Annotated in this window: 17 protein-coding genes; 12 read left to right on the top strand and 5 right to left on the bottom strand. The window is 62.6% G+C overall.

The annotated features are described in order from the left end of the window. The first annotated feature begins 1 nt into the window (after position 1). The 12 genes from ACIQUB_RS28010 (at position 2) to ACIQUB_RS27955 (ending at position 13,352) form a co-directional block, all read left to right on the top strand. A complete protein-coding gene (locus ACIQUB_RS28010) occupies positions 2-532 on the top strand; it encodes a hypothetical protein (RefSeq protein WP_047512200.1) in 531 nt (176 codons plus the stop codon). Positions 533-653: 121 nt separating this feature from the next. Beyond that, complete coding sequence (locus ACIQUB_RS28005; protein WP_113236609.1) at positions 654-2,621, top strand: FUSC family protein; 1,968 nt, start codon at positions 654-656, stop codon at positions 2,619-2,621. Positions 2,622-2,680: 59 nt separating this feature from the next. Continuing rightward, the gene (locus tag ACIQUB_RS28000) at positions 2,681-3,511 is read left to right on the top strand and encodes an RNA methyltransferase (RefSeq protein ID WP_113236610.1); all 831 of its coding nucleotides are present in this window, start codon (positions 2,681-2,683) and stop codon (positions 3,509-3,511) included. Then, a complete protein-coding gene (gene murI / locus ACIQUB_RS27995) occupies positions 3,492-4,295 on the top strand; it encodes a glutamate racemase (protein WP_113236611.1) in 804 nt (267 codons plus the stop codon). Before ACIQUB_RS28000 ends, murI begins: the two co-directional genes overlap by 20 nt. 125 nt (positions 4,296-4,420) lie before the next feature. Then, the gene (locus ACIQUB_RS27990; protein ID WP_113236612.1) at positions 4,421-5,596 is read left to right on the top strand and encodes an MFS transporter; all 1,176 of its coding nucleotides are present in this window, start codon (positions 4,421-4,423) and stop codon (positions 5,594-5,596) included. A 100-nt stretch (positions 5,597-5,696) separates the two neighbouring features. Beyond that, on the top strand, positions 5,697-7,214 hold the full coding sequence (locus tag ACIQUB_RS27985; protein ID WP_113236613.1) for an ATP-binding protein: 1,518 nt from the start codon (positions 5,697-5,699) through the stop codon (positions 7,212-7,214). Between the two features lie 178 nt (positions 7,215-7,392). Continuing rightward, positions 7,393-8,847: an alkaline phosphatase gene (gene phoA, locus ACIQUB_RS27980; protein WP_113236614.1), complete on the top strand. Its 1,455-nt coding sequence runs from the start codon at positions 7,393-7,395 to the stop codon at positions 8,845-8,847. A 283-nt stretch (positions 8,848-9,130) separates the two neighbouring features. Continuing rightward, a complete protein-coding gene (rpsD, locus tag ACIQUB_RS27975; protein WP_018902188.1) occupies positions 9,131-9,748 on the top strand; it encodes a 30S ribosomal protein S4 in 618 nt (205 codons plus the stop codon). A 72-nt stretch (positions 9,749-9,820) separates the two neighbouring features. Further along, on the top strand, positions 9,821-10,750 hold the full coding sequence (locus ACIQUB_RS27970) for a glutaminase (protein ID WP_113236615.1): 930 nt from the start codon (positions 9,821-9,823) through the stop codon (positions 10,748-10,750). A gap of 70 nt (positions 10,751-10,820) precedes the next feature. Next, on the top strand, positions 10,821-11,714 hold the full coding sequence (gene ttcA / locus ACIQUB_RS27965; RefSeq protein ID WP_113236616.1) for a tRNA 2-thiocytidine(32) synthetase TtcA: 894 nt from the start codon (positions 10,821-10,823) through the stop codon (positions 11,712-11,714). Between the two features lie 97 nt (positions 11,715-11,811). Continuing rightward, entirely contained in the window at positions 11,812-12,636 is an 825-nt protein-coding gene (locus ACIQUB_RS27960; protein ID WP_113236617.1) for an inositol monophosphatase family protein, read from the top strand. 74 nt (positions 12,637-12,710) lie between these two features. Then, positions 12,711-13,352: a LysE family translocator gene (locus ACIQUB_RS27955; protein ID WP_402934302.1), complete on the top strand. Its 642-nt coding sequence runs from the start codon at positions 12,711-12,713 to the stop codon at positions 13,350-13,352. 48 nt (positions 13,353-13,400) lie between these two features. Here the strand turns inward: ACIQUB_RS27955 and ACIQUB_RS27950 are convergent, their stop codons facing one another. The 5 genes from ACIQUB_RS27950 to purL form a co-directional block, all read right to left on the bottom strand. Next, complete coding sequence (locus tag ACIQUB_RS27950; protein ID WP_113236619.1) at positions 13,401-14,681, bottom strand: multidrug effflux MFS transporter; 1,281 nt, start codon at positions 14,679-14,681, stop codon at positions 13,401-13,403. A gap of 46 nt (positions 14,682-14,727) precedes the next feature. Then, positions 14,728-15,933: a multidrug effflux MFS transporter gene (locus ACIQUB_RS27945; protein ID WP_113236620.1), complete on the bottom strand. Its 1,206-nt coding sequence runs from the start codon at positions 15,931-15,933 to the stop codon at positions 14,728-14,730. 142 nt (positions 15,934-16,075) lie between these two features. Then, positions 16,076-16,411 carry a Grx4 family monothiol glutaredoxin gene (gene grxD, locus ACIQUB_RS27940; protein WP_018902196.1) on the bottom strand — a complete coding sequence of 112 codons (336 nt, stop codon included), beginning with the start codon at positions 16,409-16,411 and terminating at the stop codon, positions 16,076-16,078. 273 nt (positions 16,412-16,684) lie between these two features. Next, positions 16,685-16,918, bottom strand: coding sequence for a BolA/IbaG family iron-sulfur metabolism protein (locus ACIQUB_RS27935; RefSeq protein ID WP_018902199.1), 234 nt, complete (start codon positions 16,916-16,918; stop codon positions 16,685-16,687). Positions 16,919-16,938: 20 nt separating this feature from the next. Continuing rightward, on the bottom strand, positions 16,939-19,173 hold the full coding sequence (gene purL / locus ACIQUB_RS27930) for a phosphoribosylformylglycinamidine synthase subunit PurL (RefSeq protein ID WP_113236621.1): 2,235 nt from the start codon (positions 19,171-19,173) through the stop codon (positions 16,939-16,941). Positions 19,174-19,243: the final 70 nt, after the last annotated feature.

Here is a 19,243-nt window from a genome sequence, read left to right as displayed (position 1 = left end):
CATGAAGACGATTTCACTTGCCTTTGCCGCCTTGCTCGGCCTCACCGCCACGGTATTCGCCGCTGACGCGACGGCGCCGGTCAAGGAGATCATGGAAGCCACGACCAAGAACTGGTCGGGCGCCGACGAAGACTGGCAGGACATCTTCGACGAGAGCAGGCTGACGCGGATCTACAGCAAGGATTTCGTCGCCAAGTACCGCGCGGCGATGCAGAACCCTGCTGCCGACGAGGATGGCGTGTCGCCGTTCGATTACGACGTCATCGTCAATGGCGAGGATGCTTGCCCGCTGCAGGACATGACCTATACGCCGAAGCCCGGCGAAAACGGCGCGACGGAAGTGGTGGTCACGTTCAAGAAGCAGACCTGCATGGATGGGATCGACGACAAGCAGGCGCTGACGACCGTTCGCTTCGAGGTGCTGGAAGAGGGCGGCAAGGCTGTCGTCGACGACGTGTTTACCGAAGGCGATCCCGGCCAGCCGGCGAACTCGCTGAAGAACACCATGGTGCAGATCGCCAAGGGGCAGTGACAAGAGGCAGTGACAAGCTCTCGCTCGGGACGCTTTCGACGGCAAGATTGATTTGCTTTTAAGAGCCTTGGCGATATGTGAGCGGTGAAACACCATTCCTCCGCTCCGGGGCTCGAACTCTTTGTTTTCCGGTTTTGATTTCCGAGATTGGCTGCTAGCCAACGATCCGGCTCTGTCGCGGCTGAGGATGGCTCTGCGCGTCACGCTGTCGGTGGCGCTCTCCTTCGGTGTCCTGCTGGTCATCCATTCACTGCTGTTTCCGCTGCCGATAGCCTCTTACGGGCTCGGGATCGTGCTGGCGATCGAGGGCGGTGTCGCGGTGCGCGACAAGGGCGGCGGGCGGCAGCTGGTGACCCGGCTTCTCGGCTGCGCCGCCAGTCTGGTCGTCGTGGTCATCGCCGCCGGGCTGGAAGGGCACCGGCTGATCTCCGACGCCGTCTTTCTTCTGATCATCTTCCTCGCGGCCTCCGCGCGCGTCTTCGGACCGCGCGGCCATGCGATCGGCATGTTCGCCTTCATGTCGTATTTCCTCGGCGCCTATTTCCAGCCGCCGCTTGCCGAGCTGCCCTTGGTGGCGATCGGCCCGATCGTCTCCTCGCTGATCGCGCATGCGGTGCGCTCCGTCGTGCTTCCTGATGACTGGCGGCGCGATCTGTTGCGGTCGCTCGAAAGCGTGCAGGGGCGGATCAACCAGATCCTCTTCAAGATCGCCGCACTTGCGGCGGAGGAGCGGGTTTCCGATGCCGACCGGCAGGAGCTCAATCAGTTGGAGGAGCGGCTGAAGGACGTGGTGCTGATGGCCGAGAGCTTCATTCCCAGACCCCCAAGTGGCGTATTCGATCCCGGCACCGAGCCGGCGGGCGAACTGGCGATCCGTCTCTTCGACGCGCATCTGGCGGCGGAGGGGGCGATCATGCTCTGCTCGCAATCGCTGCCGCCCTTTGAACTGGTACATCGCGTCATCGAGGGGCATAACGTACGTCCGCCCGGCGAGGATGACGAGGGCCCCTCGGCCGAGGCGACACGCGCGCTGATCAGGCTCGGCAATGCGCGGGCTGAGCTCGTCGAGACTATCGATGAGGGCAACCGGACGGGTTTCGCCGATATCGCCGCCGTGGCCGAGGCGCCGGCTTCAGCGTCTCAGTTGGATTTCTCGTTGCGCAATCCGTTGATGCGCTCGGCGCTGCAGATCACCGTCGCCGCGGCGATCGCCATGACGCTCGGTCTCGGCCTGTCGCGTGAGCGCTGGTTCTGGGCGGTGCTCGCCTCCTTCCTCGTCTTCACCAACACCAATTCCCGAGGCGATACGGCGATGAAGGCGCTGCAGCGTTCGGTGGGCACGCTGTTCGGGATCGGTATCGGGCTTCTGCTCGCGACGCTGCTGAGCGGCCATCTGGCTCCGGCGCTCGCAATCACGAGCGTCTCCATTTTCCTCGCCTTCTACTTCCTGCAGACAAGCTATGCGACGATGACCTTCTTCGTGTCGATCGCGCTTTGCCTGGTTTACGGGATGATCGGATCGCTGACGCTCGACCTGCTTCTGCTGCGTGTCGAGGAAACAGCGCTCGGCGCGGCCGTCGGCACGCTGGTCGCCTTCGTCGTCTTTCCAGCCCGCACCCGCGGCGCGCTCGACCTCGTGCTGGACAAATGGTTTGCTGCTTTGGACACGCTGCTGAAGGCCACCGCCGCCGGCGAGCCGCGACACAGGCTTATCGGCCTGTCGCAGACGCTGGACGCCGCCTACAAGGATCTGGCGACGACGGCGCGGCCGCTTGGGTCGTCATGGTCTGTTGTCACCAGGCCGGGACAGGTCCGGCAGACGCTGGCGATCTTCCTCGCCGCCACCTACTGGGCGCGGATGATGGCCAAGAACCGGGAGGCTTCGATCACCAGCGACGACGCGCACCAATTGATCGAGACCAATCTCGCCCGCGTCGCCTCGGCATCGGCGCGCCGCTCGGAATGCTTCTTCGTCGATCGCAAGATCCCCGTATCGACCTCGCGTCACCATCCGCACGCCAGCAAGGGATGGCGGCAAGGGCTTGAGATGATTGGCTTGACGCTGGAGCGGCTGTATCCGGACGCATAAGCCTTGCCGTTTCAGCCCGTCTTGGCTATTTCCGCGCCTAGCAAAAGGATTTTGACTTCATGGCAGGCACGAACAGCGAGCGTCTTCTTCTGACGGAAGGTCCCGTCATCATTCTGGTCGAACCGCAGATGGGCGAGAATATCGGGATGGTGGCGCGCGCCATGGCGAATTTCGGTCTCTCCGAACTGCGCCTCGTCAATCCGCGCGACGGATGGCCAAACGAGAAGGCGCAGGCCGCCGCGTCAAAGGCCGATCACGTGATCGAGGGCACCAAGGTGTTCGACACGCTGGAGGAGGCAATCGCCGATCTCAACTTCGTCTATGCGACGACGGCGCGCGAGCGGGACGGCTTCAAGCCAGTGCGTTCGCCTGTGGTGGCGGCGCAGACGTTGCGTGCGCGGTTTACGGCGGGCGAGGGGACCGGCATCCTCTTTGGGCGCGAGCGCTGGGGCCTCTCCAACGAAGAGGTGGCGCTGGCCGACGAGATCGTGACCTTCCCGGTCAACCCCGCCTTTGCCTCGCTCAATATCGCGCAGGCCGTGCTCCTGATGTCCTATGAGTGGATGAAATCGGGTATGGAGGATCTCGGCAGCGTTCCCTTCCAGGCGATGGAGCAGACGCCATCGACGAAGGAACAATTGCACGGGCTCTACGACCAGTTGGAAGAGGCGCTGGATTCGCGCAATTATTTCCATCCGCCCGCGAAAAAGCCGAAAATGATCGACAATCTCCGGGCAGTCCTTTCCCGCCGCGCCTTCACGGAGCAGGAAATCAGCGTGATGCGCGGCGTGATCTCCTCCCTCGACCGTTTCTCGCGGCAATATCCGCGCGGAAGCCGGGCGCCCGCAGACGTCAAGGAACAGCAGGAAGATGACAGCAGCGACGCATGAGCTGAAACCAATCCTAGTCTTCGATTCAGGCATTGGCGGGCTGACGGTGCTGCGCGAGGCGCGGGTGTTGATGCCCGAACGCGGTTTCATCTATGTGGCCGACGATGCCGGCTTTCCCTATGGCGGCTGGGAAGAGCAGGCGCTGAAGGAGCGGATCATCGATCTCTTCGCCCGGCTGCTTCGCGAGCACGACCCCGAGGTCTGCATCATCGCCTGCAACACGGCCTTCACACTTGCCGGCGCCGACTTGCGCGCCGCATTTCCCGGCATGACCTTCGTCGGCACCGTGCCGGCGATCAAGCCGGCGGCGGAGCGGACGCGCTCGGGCCTCGTCTCGGTGCTCGCGACACCCGGAACCGTAAAGCGCGCCTACACGCGCGACCTGATCCAGTCCTTCGCGCAGCAGTGCCATGTGCGCCTCGTCGGCTCGGAAAACCTCGCCCGCATGGCGGAAGCCTATATTCGCGGTGATACGCTCTCCGATGAGGCTGTCATGGGCGAGATCGCCCAGTGCTTCGTCGAGAAGGATGGCAGGAAGACGGATATCGTCGTGCTTGCCTGCACGCACTATCCGTTCATGGCCAACATCTTCCGGAGACTGGCGCCGTGGCCGGTGGATTGGCTCGATCCGGCCGAGGCGATTGCCCGGCGCGCGCGCAGCCTCGTCCCTGAAGTGGCCGATGCCGTCCATCCCGACAATTTCGACTTCGCCGTCTTCACCTCGGGCAATCCGGATTTTTCGACGAAACGGCTGATGCAGGGATTTGGTCTCACCATCAGGTGACATCGCCTCGTTGCGGCGATCTTCCGCGCCGTCGGCGCTTTCCTTCGCGATGCCGATATCGCAAGCTCACAGATGGAGAATCGTTCGCGGGCTTCGGCTCCCTGACGCGAACAGGGGAATGTCTTATGTCGTTTCAAAGACTTGTGATGCTGATCTTCTTTCTGCAGCCGATCGCCTTCGGCAGCTGGCTGCCGCGCATACCCGATGTGCAGGCGAAGCTTGGCATGGGGCCGGCCGATCTCGCCATCGCGCTGCTCGGGCTGCCGATCGGTACGCTGATGACCTTGCCCTTCGCCGGCCGGCTGGTCGCGAAAATCGGCGGGCACGCGACGATTATCTATGGTTTCGTGGCCTTTCTCGCGGTCGTCTCGCTACCGGCCTTCGCCGACAACATCACGACGTTGTTCTTCGCGCTGATGATCCTTGGCGTCACGCTGTCGACGCTTGAGCTTGGGCTCAATGTCGAGGCCGACCGGGCGGAGAAGACGACCGGGTTGATGATCATGAGCCGCTGCCATGGCTTCTGGAGCCTCGGCATCATGGCGGGCAGCTTGCTCGGCGTGGGGGCCGCGGCGTTGCATTTGCCGGCGAACTGGTCGATCGCCCTGATCGCGCTGCTGGTGCTGCCGATCGCGCTCTTCGTCAGCGTGCGGTTGCCGCTCGGCCCCGACCCGTCTGCCGAGGCATCGCATGCGCAAAGCGCGCCGTTCAAGCTGCCGAGTGCCGCCCTTCTCGGCATCTGCGCCTTCACCTTCGGCATCACCATGACCGAGGGCGCGATCGCCGACTGGTCGGCGGTCTATCTGCGCGACGTGCTGTTTGCGACCGGCGCGCTGACCGGTCTCGGCTACTCCGTCTTCGCCTGCCTCGTGGCGACGGGGCGTTTCGGCGGCGATTACATGAAGAGCCGCTTCGGCGCCGTTGCCATCGCCCGGGCCTGCGGCTGCGCGTCGCTTGCCGGCATGGTGATCGTGCTCTTGGCACCGAACACGGCGGTGGCGTTGATCGGCTTCGCTGCGATTGGCGTCGGCGTCTCGGTCGGCTTCCCGCTGGCGGTGACGGCATCGGCCAGCCTGACGGACCGGCCGGCGGCTTCCAGCGTCGCCATCCTGACCTTTATCGCGCTCAGCGGCTTCCTCGTCGGTCCGCCGGCGATTGGCTTCGTCGCCGAAGCGTTCGGGCTGCGTGTCGGGCTGGGTATCCTGCTCATTCCGCTGGCCGTCAGCCTGCTTTTCACCCGCATGCTGATCCCGCGCGCCGAGAGCCAAGCAAGCGCGGCCGTGGCGGACAAGGCGGCCTGATTCGAAAAGGTGTGATTGGTTGTGGGTTTTGTTCGGTAGGCCGAGCATTCCACTGCGAATCTGCTAAAGAGTGGCGTTGATTTCAGAAGGGGAATGGGACTTGCAGGTTGGTATCGATATGGGATCGGCGTCGGGAGGCAATCCGGCCACGCTCGATATCGAGGAGCTTCTGGCGACCCGTCTCCTTGTTCAGGGCAATTCCGGCTCCGGCAAGTCGCACCTGTTGCGACGCCTGCTCGAGCAATCCGCGCCGTGGGTGCAGCAGGTCATCATCGATCCCGAGGGCGATTTCGTCACGTTGAGCGACAAGTTCGGCCACGTGGTCGTCGATGGCGAGCGCACGGAGGCAGAGCTTGCGGGCATTGCGAATCGTATTCGCCAGCACCGCGTCTCCTGCGTGCTCACGCTCGAAGGGCTCGAGATCGAGCAGCAGATGCGCGCCGCCGCCGCCTTCCTCAACGGCATGTTCGATGCCGATCGCGAATTCTGGTATCCGGTTCTCGTCGTCGTCGACGAAGCGCAGATGTTTGCCCCGTCGGTTGCCGGCGAAGTCTCGGACGATGCGCGCAAGATGTCGCTCGGCGCGATGACCAACCTGATGTGCCGTGGCCGTAAGCGCGGTCTCGCCGGCGTCATCGCCACGCAGCGTCTGGCCAAGCTCGCCAAGAATGTCGCTGCCGAAGCCTCGAACTTCCTGATGGGCCGCACCTTCCTCGATATCGACATGGCGCGCGCCGCCGACCTGCTCGGCATGGACCGGCGCCAGGCGGAAATGTTCCGCGACCTGAAGCGCGGTAATTTCGTGGCACTCGGCCCGGCTCTGTCGCGCCGTCCGCTGCCGATCCAGATCGGCAATGTCGAGACCTCGGCGCGTTCGTCGAGCCCAAAGCTGATGCCGCTACCGGACTCGCCGCAGGATGTCGAAGACCTGATCTTCACGCCGGATCCCGAAGAGTTCCAGCGGCCGATCGTGCGCCGCGCTGCACCCGCGCCACGCCCGACAACCGATATCCTGGCCGAGCTTTCGCGCTCCGCACCCGCCGCCACCGCGCCGCAGCCGGTCGAAGGCCGCGCCAGCCAGCCGGAAATGTCGGCGGAAGACCGCGAGGAGCGCGTCTCGGCCGTATTGAGCGAAATCCTCGACGATCCGGGTTCGGGTTTTCGCACGGATTCGGTGCTTTACCAGGAGTTCCTCGTGCGCCTTCGCATGCGCCGCGTGCCGGGATCGCCGATGTCGCTGCCGGAATTCCGCCGCCGCGTCGCGGTATCGCGCTCGGGCGTCGATCCCGAGACCGCCGGGACGGAAGCATGGGCAACGGCCCTGTCGCTGTCATCAAGCGTGACCGATGATCTGCAGGGCGTATTTCTGATGCTCGCCAAGGCGGCCGTGTGCGGCGAGCCTTGCCCGTCAGACGCCCGCATCGCGCGCGCCTATGGCACGCATTCCGCGCGTCGCGCCCGGCGTCTCCTCGGCTATTTCGAGGAGCAGGGGACGGTGGTCGTCCACACGGATTTCTCGGGCAAGCGCATCGTCGCTTTCCCCGACATCAACTGCCAGACGGCGCCTGGTGATGCCAACGCTCCCGACGCGGATGACTTGCAGTCGGCTGCTGAGTAAAAGCGGCTAGCTTCCATATTCACATTTCGAGCTGGAAAGCCGCCTTGCGGTTTTTTGTCGTGTATCGGCGTTCGGTACACGATAGGGTTGCTCGTGTCACATGCTGTTCATCTCAGGGGTGGATAACCCCGCATGCCCCACGCGGGCGTAGACCTTTTGCCCAGAGGAGATGTTGGCCATGTCGAATTCCACCCGTGCAATCACCGCATTCGCAGCAGCGCTGCTTGCCACCGTTGCCATTCAGCCTGTTCATGCCGCCGATGCCGCAGCGACCAAGCTCATGGAGCGCGGCGCGAGCGAGGACCTGAGCACGCCCGGCGGCGCACGCCGCATCTCCGGCGACATCACTGAAGCCTACCGCGCCGCGATCGTTGACGGCCGCCCGAAGAACGTCATCCTCCTGATCGGCGACGGCATGGGTGATTCCGAAATCACCATCGCGCGCAACTACGCCGTCGGCGCCGGCCAGTATTTCAAGGGCATCGACGCGCTGCCTGTCACCGGCCAGTACACCCATTACTCGCTCGACAAGAAGACCGGCAAGCCGACTTATGTGACCGACTCCGCCGCATCGGGCACTGCCTGGGCGACGGGCGTGAAGAGCTATAACGGTGCGATCGGCGTCGATATCCGCGAAGAGGCGCACGAGACGTTGCTGGAGAAGGCCAAGGCCGCCGGTCTCGCCACGGGCAACGTGTCCACCGCCGAGCTGCAGGACGCGACGCCTGCCGTGCAGATCGCCCATGTGACGCAGCGCAAGTGCTACGGTCCTGAAGCAACCACCGAGAAGTGCGCCAGCAATGCGCTCGAAAACGGCGGCAAGGGCTCGATCACCGAGCAGCTGATCAATGCGCGCGCCGACGTGACGCTCGGCGGCGGCGCCAAGAGCTTTGGCGAGACGGCGAAGGCCGGCGAATGGAAGGGCAAGACGCTGCGCCAGCAGGCCGAAGAGCGCGGCTACAAGATCGTCACGAACGCCGATGAGCTTGCCGCCGTCAAGCAGGCCAATGACAGCGCCCCGGTTCTCGGTCTCTTCGCCGAGGGCAACATGCCGATCCGCTGGCAGGGCCCGCAGGCCAGCCACTACGGCAATGTCGAGAAGGAGCCCGTCGTCTGCAAGCCAAACGAGAAACGCACGGCCGCCACTCCGACGCTCGCGCAGATGACGTCGAAGGCGATCGAGCTCCTCAGCACCAATGAGAAGGGCTTCTTCCTGCAGGTCGAGGGTGCCTCGATCGACAAGCAGGACCATGCCGCCAACCCTTGCGGCCAGATCGGCGAGACCGTCGACCTCGACGAAGCCGTTCAGGAGGCGCTGAGGTTTGCGGAGCAGAAGGGCGATACGCTCGTCATCGTCACCGCCGACCACGCACATGCCAGCCAGATCATCGATGCAAGCACAAAGGCTCCCGGCCTGACGGAAGCGCTGATGACCAAGGACGGCGCCGTGATGGCCGTCAGCTACGGCAACTCGGACGAGGTCGACGACCAGGGTCACACCGGCGCGCAGCTGCGTATCGCGGCCTACGGTCCGCGTGCGGCCAACGTCAGTGGTTTGACCGACCAGACCGACCTGTTCTACACGATCAGCGACGCGCTTGGCCTTAAAGTCCAGAAGGCAGCGATGAAGTAAGCCGTACCGGCTTTCTTGGAAGCAAGCAGTTCCGGCTTTCTCGAGATCATACGGTTTTGCCGGTGCTGCCATGGATTGTGATTGACATTCCAGTGACTTCACCCTAAAGACCGCGCCAGCACGGGGCAGCAATGTCCCGTGTTTCATTTGACATGTCCCGTGGAGTTTCCAGTTCGCGTAACCGGAAAATCCTGTCGGGCCTCCCTCAAAGAGGCCAAAGGAGGGCGTGTTTCCTTCGAGCGGTTTGGAAACAGACCGCCGTAACACTCTGAAAGGAAATACGATGAGCAAGCGCGAATCGTCCAAGTACAAAATTGACCGCCGTATGGGCGAAAACATCTGGGGCCGTCCTAAGTCCCCGGTGAACCGCCGCGAATACGGCCCGGGCCAGCACGGCCAGCGCCGCAAGGGCAAGCTCTCGGACTTCGGTGTGCAGTTGCGCGCCAAGCAGAAGCTCAAGGGTTACTACGGTGACCTGCGCGAGAAGCAGTTCCGCGCGATCTTCGCCGAAGCAGCTCGCCGCAAGGGCGACACTTCTGAAAACCTCATCGGTCTGTTGGAATCCCGCCTGGATGCGATCGTTTATCGCGCCAAGTTCGTTCCGACCGTCTTCGCTGCCCGTCAGTTCGTCAACCACGGCCACGTGACCGTGAACGGCGTTCGCGTCAACATCGGTTCCTACCGTTGCAAGGCCGGCGACGTCATCGAAGTTCGTCAGAAGTCCAAGCAGCTGGTTTCGGTTCTCGAAGCTATCAGCCTGGCTGAACGCGACGTTCCTGAGTACATCGAAGTCGACCACAACAAGATGGTCGCTACCTTCGCTCGTGTACCGGCTCTCAGCGACGTACCGTACGCTGTTGTCATGGAACCGCACCTGGTGGTCGAATTCTATTCGCGTTAATCGCGAGGCGTTTTCGCATACGGAAAAGCCGCCTCTCGGGGCGGCTTTTTTGTTATCTTGAGAGGGGTCGTGATGACGGATTTGCAGGCAATCCTCGACAGTATCTACACCGAACTCCAGCCGCGTATCGGCGAGGGCAAGGTCGCGGACTATATTCCGGAGCTTGCCAAGATCGATCCCTCCCAGTTCGGGCTCTCGGTCGTCACTGTCGATGGCAAGGTCTATAGCGTCGGCGATGCTGCCGTGCCGTTCTCGATCCAGAGTATCTCCAAGGTCTTCATGCTGACGCTGGCGCTCGGCAAGGTCGGCGAGGGGCTGTGGAAGCGGGTCGGGCGCGAGCCTTCAGGCAATTCCTTCAACTCGATCGTCCAGCTTGAGCAGGAAGCCGGCATCCCTCGTAACCCGTTCATCAATGCCGGCGCGATTGCCGTTGCCGACGTGGTGCTTGCCGGACACGAGCCGCGCGAGGCGATCGGCGAGGTCCTGCGCTTCGTGCGCTATCTGGCCGATGACGAGACGGTGACGATCGACGACAAGGTTGCCAAGTCGGAGACGCAGACCGGCTACCGCAATTTCGCGCTCGCCAATTTCATGCGCGCCTACAAAAACATCGATCATCCGGTCGAGCATGTGCTCGGCGTCTATTTCCACCAATGCGCGCTGTCGATGACCTGCGAGCAACTGGCCCGCGCCGGTCTCTTTCTCGCCGCCCGCGGTGCGAACCCGATGACCGGCCATTCGGTAGTCTCGCCCAAGCGCGCGCGGCGCATCAATGCGCTGATGCTGACTTGCGGCCATTATGACGGATCCGGTGACTTCGCCTATCACGTCGGCCTTCCCGGCAAGAGCGGCGTCGGCGGCGGCATCTTCGCGGTGGCGCCCGGTATCGCCTCGATCGCGGTCTGGTCGCCGGGGCTGAACAAGGTCGGCAACTCGCAGCTCGGCGCCGTTGCGCTGGAAATGTTGGCGGCGCGTACGGGATGGTCGGTTTTCGGCGATTGATGCTGGGTTGTGGCGCGGCTTTCTGCTAGACGGGATTTGGTTTCGACCTGGGGCCAGAACGGATGAGACAATGAATATCGCAGCCAATATCGCGCCAAGCATCGGAGACGAGCTGGAAACGCCTGAAACCGAGGGCGCGATCGCGCATGCGCTGTTTGCCGATGCGCCAAGCTCCGTTTCGTTCAACAAGCTGCGCAAGCGGCTGCTGCGCCAGGTGCGCCAGGCCTTCGACGATTTCGGCATGCTCAAGGGTCAAAAGCGCTGGCTTATCGGGCTTTCCGGTGGGAAGGATTCCTATGGCCTGCTGGCACTGCTGCTCGACCTGCAATGGCGCGGCCTGCTGCCGGTCGAGCTCGTCGCCTGCAATCTCGATCAAGGCCAGCCGAACTTTCCAAAGCATATCCTGCCTGAGTACCTGGCGAAGATCGGCGTCAAGCACCGGATCGAGTATCGCGACACCTATTCGATCGTGAAGGAGAAGGTTCCGGCCGGCGGTACCTATTGCTCGCTCTGTTCGCGTCTGCGCCGCGGCAATCTCTATCGTATCGCTCGCGAGGAAGGTTGCGACGCGCTGGTGCTCGGCCACCATCGCGAGGATATTCTCGAAACCTTTTTCATGAACTTCTTCCACGGCGGCCGCCTGGCCTCGATGCCGGCCAAGCTCCTGAACGACGAGGGCGACCTGATGGTGCTCAGGCCGCTGGCCTATTGCGCCGAGGACGACATGGCGAAATTCGCCGCCGCCATGCAGTTTCCGATCATCCCCTGCGACCTCTGCGGTTCGCAGGACGGACTGCAGCGCAACGCCATGAAGGACATGCTCGCCGATATCGAGCGCCGCATGCCCGGCCGCAAGGACACGATGCTGCGCGCGCTCTCGCATGTGAACCCGTCGCATCTGCTCGACCCCAAGCTTTTCGACTTCGCCGGCCTGATGGCGGGCGATACCGCGCCGAAGACCTGATTTCGTTGCGGGCGTAAGCTCTTGTTTTGACACATGTCGTTGTCGCAAAATTGCGGCATAGTCTTTCGACATGTCACAGCGCCAGGAAGGATGAACCATGGTTTCCAGGATAGATGTCACGACGCTTGCCGATCTCTTGCGGCGGGCGGCGAAGGCGGAAATATTGCCGCGCTTCCGCCGGCTCGGCAGCGACGATGTGCGCGCCAAGACCGAGGCGACCGATCTGGTGACGGAAGCCGATCTCGAAGCCGAGCGTATGATCAAGGCCGAGGTCGCGACGCTGTGGCCGGAGGCGCTGTTCATCGGCGAGGAATCCGTCGCAGCGGATCCGGCGCTGCTTGGTAAGCTGAAGGACGCGTCGCTGTCGATCATCGTCGACCCCGTCGACGGCACCTTCAATTTCGCCTCGGGCATTCCCGCCTTCGGCGTCATGGCCTCGGTGGTCGCGAACGGCGAATGCATCGCCGGCATCATCTACGATCCGATGGGCGACGACTGGGTTATTGCCGAAAAGGGCGCCGGCGCATGGCTGAAGCGTCCCGATGGCGATACGCAGAGGCTTTCGGTCGCCAAGCCTGTCGCACTCGAGCAGATGGTCGGCATGGCCTCGACGGGCTTTCTGGCGCCCGGCAAGCGCGCCGAAGTGCTCGCCAACCTCGCCAAGGTCCGCTTCATCTGCAACTATCGCTGCGCCGCCCACGAACACCGGGCGTTCGCCGGCGGCCATGTGCATTATCTGATGTACAACAAGCTGATGCCCTGGGACCACCTCGGCGGCACGCTCGCCTGCGTCGAAGCCGGCGGCTACGCGGCGCGCTTCGATGGCTCAGCCTATCTGCCGCAGCATGTCGACGGTGGCCTGCTGATCGCGCCGGACAAGGAGAGCTGGGAGCTGCTTCGGCGCGAGGTGTTTACGGTTTAAGGGATGCTCGCTTGAGATGCGGCCGCACGGAATGTGTGGCCGCGTCAGGCTTGAGCGGGAACCCTTCTTGAAGCATGTTGTGCTTGCCGACGTTTTCGGGAGGAACACCAATGAGCTTCGAGTATCTTCTGACCGCTTTCATCATATGTGTGACGCCGGGGATCGGCGTGATCTATACGCTTTCGTCCACTCTGGGTGGGGGAATTCGCGCCGGCTTCTGGGCCGCAATCGGCTGTACTGTCGCTACCGTTCTTCATCTGGCAGTCGCCATGGCCGGGCTCGCCGCTGTGCTCTACACCAGCGCGATCCTGTTCCAGACGGTCAAGTTTGCCGGTGTTGCATACCTGATCTGGATGGCCTGGGCTGTTCTCAACGATCATGAGGGGCTGTCGGTTCGGCCGTGCGCGACAGCATCCGCAGGGCGGCTCGTGTGGCGCGGAATTCTGCTGAACATTCTGAACCCCAAGTTGCCGCTGTTTTTCATTGCATTCATTCCGCAATTCGTCCCAGCGGGCAGCTCGATCGGCGTTCTGGTCGAACTCGGCTTTGGCTTCACCATGATGACCTTTGCGGTGTTCATGGGATACGCGGTCGCTGCCGCAACGGGACGGGAGAGACTGTTGCAGAGCCGGCGTGCGATGAACTGGATGCGCCGAGCCTTTGCCGTTTCCTTCGCCTTTTTGGGACTGAAGCTGGCGACCGAGGCAACGCGATAGGCTGCCGTGCGGAATTGAAAGGGCCCCGTTGCCGGGGCCTCTTGATGTTTAGAAATGTCCAGCGCCCGGATCGAGCTGCGGATCGTCGCCCGGGTGGGTGAAGAGCTTGCCGCCTTCGGCCCAGAGCGTGGCTGCGATGCTGATCAGGCCGAACAGCGCGAATCCGCCGAATAGTGGCTGTACCGTGCCGTTGAACAGTTGGCCGACGACGCCGCCAAGGATCGCGCCGAAGGTGGTGGAGACGAAGCCGGTGATGGAGGTCGCGGTACCAGCGAGGTTGCCCATCGGCTCCAGGCTGATCGCCGTGAAGTTGGTAGCGATCACGGCGAACATCATCAGCAGGATCGTGAACAGCGTGTAGGCCAGCGTGAAGCTTGGTGTGCCGCCGAGCGCCTTGAAGAAGCCGATCGCCGAGATGATGGTGAAAAGGATCATCGCGACGTGCGAGATACGGCGCATGCCGAACTTGCGCACGAAGAAGCCGTTGGCGAAGTTGGCGACCGCGATACCACCGGCAGTGGCGGCAAAGGCGATGGGAAGCCAATCGCCAAGGCCGTAGACCTCGCCGAAGACCTGCTGGACGGAGATCACGTAGGCGCTGATGACGGCGGTGAACATGGTCAGGCCGATCATGTAGCCGCAGGTGATCTTGTTGGTCAGAACCGTCTTGAAGCCGTCCACCACATTGCCGAAGGAGAGTGGGATACGCTCTTCGCGCGGCAGCGATTCCTTCAAACGAAGGGATGCCCAGATGAACAGGATGGCGCCGACGATGCCGAGCAGGATGAAGATCCAGTGCCAGTTGGCATAGGTGATGATCAACTGGCCGACGGAGGGAGCGACGATCGGCACGATCATGAAGACGATCATGACATAGGACATGACGCGCGCCATCTCGCGGCCACCGAAGCAATCGCGAACGACGGCCATGGTGGTGATGCGGACGGCCGCACCGCCGAGGCCCTGAATGAAGCGCATGACGAGCAGCATTTCGAAGCTGCCGGTGGCGGCGGCGCCGAACATGGCGAGCACATAGACCGCGAGGCCACCGAGCATGATGTTGCGGCGGCCGAATGTGTCCGACAGGCTGCCGAAAATGATCTGCGAGACGCCGAAGCCGAGGAAGAAGACGCCGATAACGAGCTGCGCGTCGTTGGCGTTGGCAACGTTGAGCGCATGGCCCATGGCGGGCAGGGCAGGCAGCATGCTGTCGATCGCCATGGCGACGCTTGCCGTCATGATGGCGATGGTGATGACGAATTCGAGGAAGCCCATGCCGATGCGGCTGGATCCCTGGTTTTCGGTGTGCGGCTTATGGGGCGGCGTCATATGATTGTCCTGAAATATAGATGTGTCTCAACCGTCGCATGCATGCTCAAACAGCCGGATTATGCGGCTGGAAGAGCTTTCCTTTCTCGGCGATCAGCACGAAAACGAGGCCAATGATAGAGACCGTGAAATAGCCGGCGACCATGGGAAGTGCGGTGCCGTTGAAGGCTTGGCCAATGCCGGCGCCGATCAATGCGCCGCCGACGGTGCTCATGAAGCCTAGGACCGACGAGGCGGTGCCTGCGACGTGACCGAGCGGCTCCATGGCAAGCGAATTGAAGTTCGAGCCGATCCAGCCGAAATTGAACATCGCCAGACCGAAGAAGCCGATGAACAGAAAGAACGGCATCGGATGCGGGCCGAATATCAGGGCTAGCAGCCAGACCGTGTTGATGGTGATGAAGGCAAGGAGAGCTCCATGCGACAGGCGGCGCATGCCGAACTTGCCGACAAGGCGCGAGTTCAGGAATGACGACATCGACATGAAGACCGCGACGCCGGCGAAGGCGAAGGGAAAATAGACGCCCAAGCCATAGATGCCGACATAGATCTGTTGCGCCGAGTTGATGAAGCCAAACAGCGAGCCGAAAATGAAGGTGCTGGCGATCGTGTAGCAGAGCGCGATGCGGTTCGTCAGAACCAGCTTGAAGCCGCCGAGCACCGATTTCGCGGTGAAGGGACGAATGTTTTCCGGACGCAGCGTTTCGGGCAGGCGGATATAGGCCCAGCCGGCGATGAGCGCTGCCATAACGGCGATGAACAGGAAGATCAGGTGCCAGCTACCGAACAGCATGATGATCTGGCCGCTGCCGGGCGCGATAACCGGAACGATCATGAAGACCATCATGATCAGCGACATGACCTCGGCCATCTGTCGGCCGCCGTAGATGTCGCGAACGATGGAGATGGTGATGACGCGGGTGGCCGCGGAGCCGAGACCCTGGATGAAGCGCAGGATCAGCAAGCCTTCGAAGGTGGGAACCAGTGCGCTGCCGAGCGAGGAACAGATATAGATGCCGATGCCGGCCAGCAGGGGAAGGCGGCGCCCGAAGCGATCGGACAGCGGACCGTAGATGAGCTGGGCAAAACCGAAGCCGAGAAGATAGCTGGAGACCACGAACTGGCGATGGTTTTCGCTTTCGACGTTCAGACTGGCGCCGATCTGCTGCAGCGCTGGCAGCATGATGTCGATCGCCAGCGAGTTGATCGCCATCAGGAAGGCGGCCAGCGCGATGAACTCACCCTTGCCCATGGGGATACGACCCACGTGCGCGGTTTGTGATGAATCTGTCACAATGTAATTCCCAAAAACAGGCCAAGGCGCTGTTCAGCACAGCGCCTCGGACTCAAAATACAGAAATGGAAACCGGGCGGACGCCCGGTGACCGGTCAGGTCAAGCGGCGCCGCGAACGGTTACGCCGTTTTCCTGGAAGTGCTGCTGCAATTCGCCAGCCTGGAACATTTCCTTGACGATGTCGCAGCCGCCGATGAATTCACCCTTGACGTAAAGCTGGGGAATGGTCGGCCAGTTGGAGTAATCCTTGATGCCCTGGCGGATTTCCGAATCAGCGAGCACGTTGACGCTCTTGTAGTCGACACCGATGTAATCGAGAATCTGCACGACCTGGCCGGAGAAACCACACTGGGGAAACTGCGGCGTGCCCTTCATGAAGAGGACGACGTCGTTGGTCTTGATTTCGTTGTCGATGAATTCGTTGATGCCGCTCATGGGACCTAATCCTTTCAACAGGCGAGTTAAAGGCCCGCCGTTTCAATCGTTAAGCTTAGATAGCATGTGACGACCGGAATTCCAGCAGGTGCGAACAAAAAAAGGAGGGCCCTATCGGTCTGATGTCCCGGCTGTTGCCGATCCGTTACGGATTGCGGTTCGTCAACCGTTGCGTGCTGTATGCGTTGGTGAAGAAGCCTGCCGCGTTCGCGGCTGAGAATCAAAGATGCCCGGCGGAACCGGGCATCTTTTAACAGGCTATGACGGCAGGCCTTATTCCGGCGCCGAGGTCTGCAGTGCCAGAGCGTGCAGAACGCCACCCATGTTGCCCTTGAGCGCGTCGTAGACCATCTTGTGCTGCTGCACGCGGCTCTTGCCGCGGAAGGCTTCGGCTACGACTTCGGCGGCGTAATGATCGCCGTCGCCGGCCAGATCACGGATGACCACCTTTGCGCCGGGGATGCCGGCCTTGATCATGTCTTCGATGTCACCGGGTTTCATGGCCATGGTCGATTACTCCTTGCGCATCATTCCGCGGCAGCGAGCGTGCCGCTGCCATCCATGAATTCAGGGAACCATGATTCATGGGCGTGGCGCAATTGCTGAATCGGCAGCGACAGCAGATCGTCGACGACAAGCGCGTCGCCCTCGACCGTGCCGAGGCGGCGGAACGGAACGCCCGCACCTTCGGCGTTGGCGCAGACGAAGCTGGCGACGTCGGCCGGAACGGTCAGCACGTAGCGCGCCTGGTCTTCACCGAACAGGAGCCCGTGGGTTTCGCCGCGACCTTCGCTGAGGCTGATCTTCAGGCCCTTGCCGGAGGACATCGCCATTTCCGCCAGAGCAAGCGCGAGGCCACCCGAGGAAATGTCGTGGCAGGCGGTTGCCTGGCCGTTGCGGATAACCGAGCGGACGAAGTTGCCGTTGCGGCGTTCGGCGAAGAGATCGACTTCCGGCGGCGGGCCGTCGGTGCTGCCGAGAATGTCGCGGAGATAGATGGACGAGCCGAGGTGGCTGCCGTCGGTGCCGATCATGATGACCTTGTCACCATCGGATGCGCTGCCGATGCGCGCCATCTTCTTCCAGTCACCAAGCAGGCCGACGCCGGCGATGGTGGGGGTCGGGAGGATCGCGACGCCGTTGGTCTCATTGTAGAGCGAGACGTTGCCCGAGACGATCGGGAAATCGAGCGCGCGGCAGGCTTCGCCGATGCCCTTCACGGCCTGCACCAGCTGGCCCATGATCTCGGGCTTTTCCGGGTTGCCGAAGTTGAGGTTGTCGGTCGCCGCCAGCGGCTCGGCGCCGGTCGCGGTGATGTTGCGCCAGCATTCGGCCACAGCCTGCTTGCCGCCTTCGAACGGATCGGCCTCGACATAGCGCGGCGTCACATCGGAGGAGAAGGCAAGCGCCTTGGTCGGATGCGTGTCGACGCGCACGACGCCGGCGTCGCCACCCGGCAGCTGCAGCGAGTTGCCCTGGATCAGCGTGTCATACTGTTCGTAAACCCAGCGGCGGCTGGATTCGTTGGGCGAGCCTACGAGCTGGAGCAGCGTCTGGCCGTAATCCTCGGGGGCTGCCACCAGATTGGCAGGGAGCGGTGCGCGCTTGTCGGCCTCGCGCCAGGGGCGGTCATATTCCGGTGCCTGGTCGCCGAGATCCTTGATCGGCAGGTCGGCGACTTCAACGCCCTGGTGCATGACGCGGAAGCGCAGGTCATCCGTGGTCTTGCCGACGATCGCGAAATCGAGGCCCCACTTGACGAAGATCGCCTTGGCGACCTCTTCCTTGGCGGGCTCGAGAACCATGAGCATGCGCTCCTGGCTTTCCGACAGCATCATCTCGTAAGCGGTCATCTGGTCCTCGCGCACCGGAACGGTGTCGAGATCGAGCAGGATGCCGAGGTCGCCCTTGGCGCCCATTTCGACAGCCGAGCAGGTGAGGCCGGCCGCACCCATGTCCTGGATGGCGATGACGGCGCCGGTCTGCATCAGCTCGAGGCAGGCTTCGAGCAGGCACTTTTCGGTGAAGGGGTCGCCGACCTGAACGGTCGGGCGCTTTTCTTCGATCGATTCGTCGAATTCCGCCGATGCCATGGTCGCGCCGCCGACGCCATCACGGCCGGTCTTGGCGCCGAGATAGACGACGGGCAGGCCGACGCCCTTGGCTTCGGAAAGGAAGATGCCATCGGACTTGGCAAGGCCGGCCGCGAATGCGTTGACCAGGATGTTGCCGTTGTAGCGCGCGTCGAACTCGACTTCGCCGCCGACCGTGGGAACGCCGAAGGAATTTCCGTAGCCGCCGACGCCGGAGACGACGCCGGAAACGAGGTGCTTCGTCTTCGGATGATCAGGCGAGCCGAAGCGCAGCGCGTTCATGGCGGCGATCGGGCGGGCTCCCATGGTGAAGACGTCGCGCAGAATGCCGCCGACGCCGGTCGCGGCGCCCTGGTAGGGCTCGATGTAGGACGGGTGGTTGTGGCTCTCCATCTTGAAGACGACGACGTCGCCGTCATCGATATCGACGACACCTGCATTTTCGCCCGGGCCCTGGATAACGCGCGGACCCTTGGTGGGGAGCGTGCGGAGCCATTTCTTGGAGGATTTGTAGGAGCAGTGCTCGTTCCACATGGCCGAGAAGATGCCGAGCTCGGTGAAGGTCGGCTCCCTGCCGATCAGATCCAGAATCCGCTGGTATTCGTCCGGCTTCAAGCCGTGGGCGGCGATCAATTCTGGAGTGATCGGGCGGGTATTGGAAATGGTCATGAGCTCTGCGAAGTCCCTGCCGTTGCGCGATTTCGGTGTCTTTAGCCTAAGTGGGTGCGGCGCGCGACAG

The organism is Rhizobium sp. NPDC090275 (assembly GCF_044772225.1).
Classification (GTDB): Bacteria; Pseudomonadota; Alphaproteobacteria; order Rhizobiales; family Rhizobiaceae; genus Rhizobium.
Note: the sequence above shows the minus strand (reverse complement) of the source record. Positions and strands in the feature narration are given on the sequence as shown.

Excerpts from the sequence above, each read along its gene's own strand:
- ACIQUB_RS27950 (WP_113236619.1), bottom strand. The coding sequence starts at position 14,681 with ATGACGCCGCCCCATAAGCCGCACACCGAAAACCAGGGATCCAGCCGC.
- purL (WP_113236621.1), bottom strand. The coding sequence starts at position 19,173 with ATGACCATTTCCAATACCCGCCCGATCACTCCAGAATTGATCGCCGCC.
- ACIQUB_RS27990 (WP_113236612.1), top strand. The coding sequence starts at position 4,421 with ATGTCGTTTCAAAGACTTGTGATGCTGATCTTCTTTCTGCAGCCGATC.
- ACIQUB_RS27935 (WP_018902199.1), bottom strand. The coding sequence starts at position 16,918 with ATGGCCATGAAACCCGGTGACATCGAAGACATGATCAAGGCCGGCATC.
- ACIQUB_RS27960 (WP_113236617.1), top strand. The coding sequence starts at position 11,812 with ATGGTTTCCAGGATAGATGTCACGACGCTTGCCGATCTCTTGCGGCGG.
- phoA (WP_113236614.1), top strand. The coding sequence starts at position 7,393 with ATGTCGAATTCCACCCGTGCAATCACCGCATTCGCAGCAGCGCTGCTT.
- ACIQUB_RS28010 (WP_047512200.1), top strand. The coding sequence starts at position 2 with ATGAAGACGATTTCACTTGCCTTTGCCGCCTTGCTCGGCCTCACCGCC.
- ACIQUB_RS27945 (WP_113236620.1), bottom strand. The coding sequence starts at position 15,933 with ATGGGCAAGGGTGAGTTCATCGCGCTGGCCGCCTTCCTGATGGCGATC.
- rpsD (WP_018902188.1), top strand. The coding sequence starts at position 9,131 with ATGAGCAAGCGCGAATCGTCCAAGTACAAAATTGACCGCCGTATGGGC.
- ACIQUB_RS28000 (WP_113236610.1), top strand. The coding sequence starts at position 2,681 with ATGGCAGGCACGAACAGCGAGCGTCTTCTTCTGACGGAAGGTCCCGTC.
- ACIQUB_RS27955 (WP_402934302.1), top strand. The coding sequence starts at position 12,711 with ATGTTGTGCTTGCCGACGTTTTCGGGAGGAACACCAATGAGCTTCGAG.
- murI (WP_113236611.1), top strand. The coding sequence starts at position 3,492 with ATGACAGCAGCGACGCATGAGCTGAAACCAATCCTAGTCTTCGATTCA.
- ttcA (WP_113236616.1), top strand. The coding sequence starts at position 10,821 with ATGAATATCGCAGCCAATATCGCGCCAAGCATCGGAGACGAGCTGGAA.
- ACIQUB_RS27970 (WP_113236615.1), top strand. The coding sequence starts at position 9,821 with ATGACGGATTTGCAGGCAATCCTCGACAGTATCTACACCGAACTCCAG.
- grxD (WP_018902196.1), bottom strand. The coding sequence starts at position 16,411 with ATGAGCGGCATCAACGAATTCATCGACAACGAAATCAAGACCAACGAC.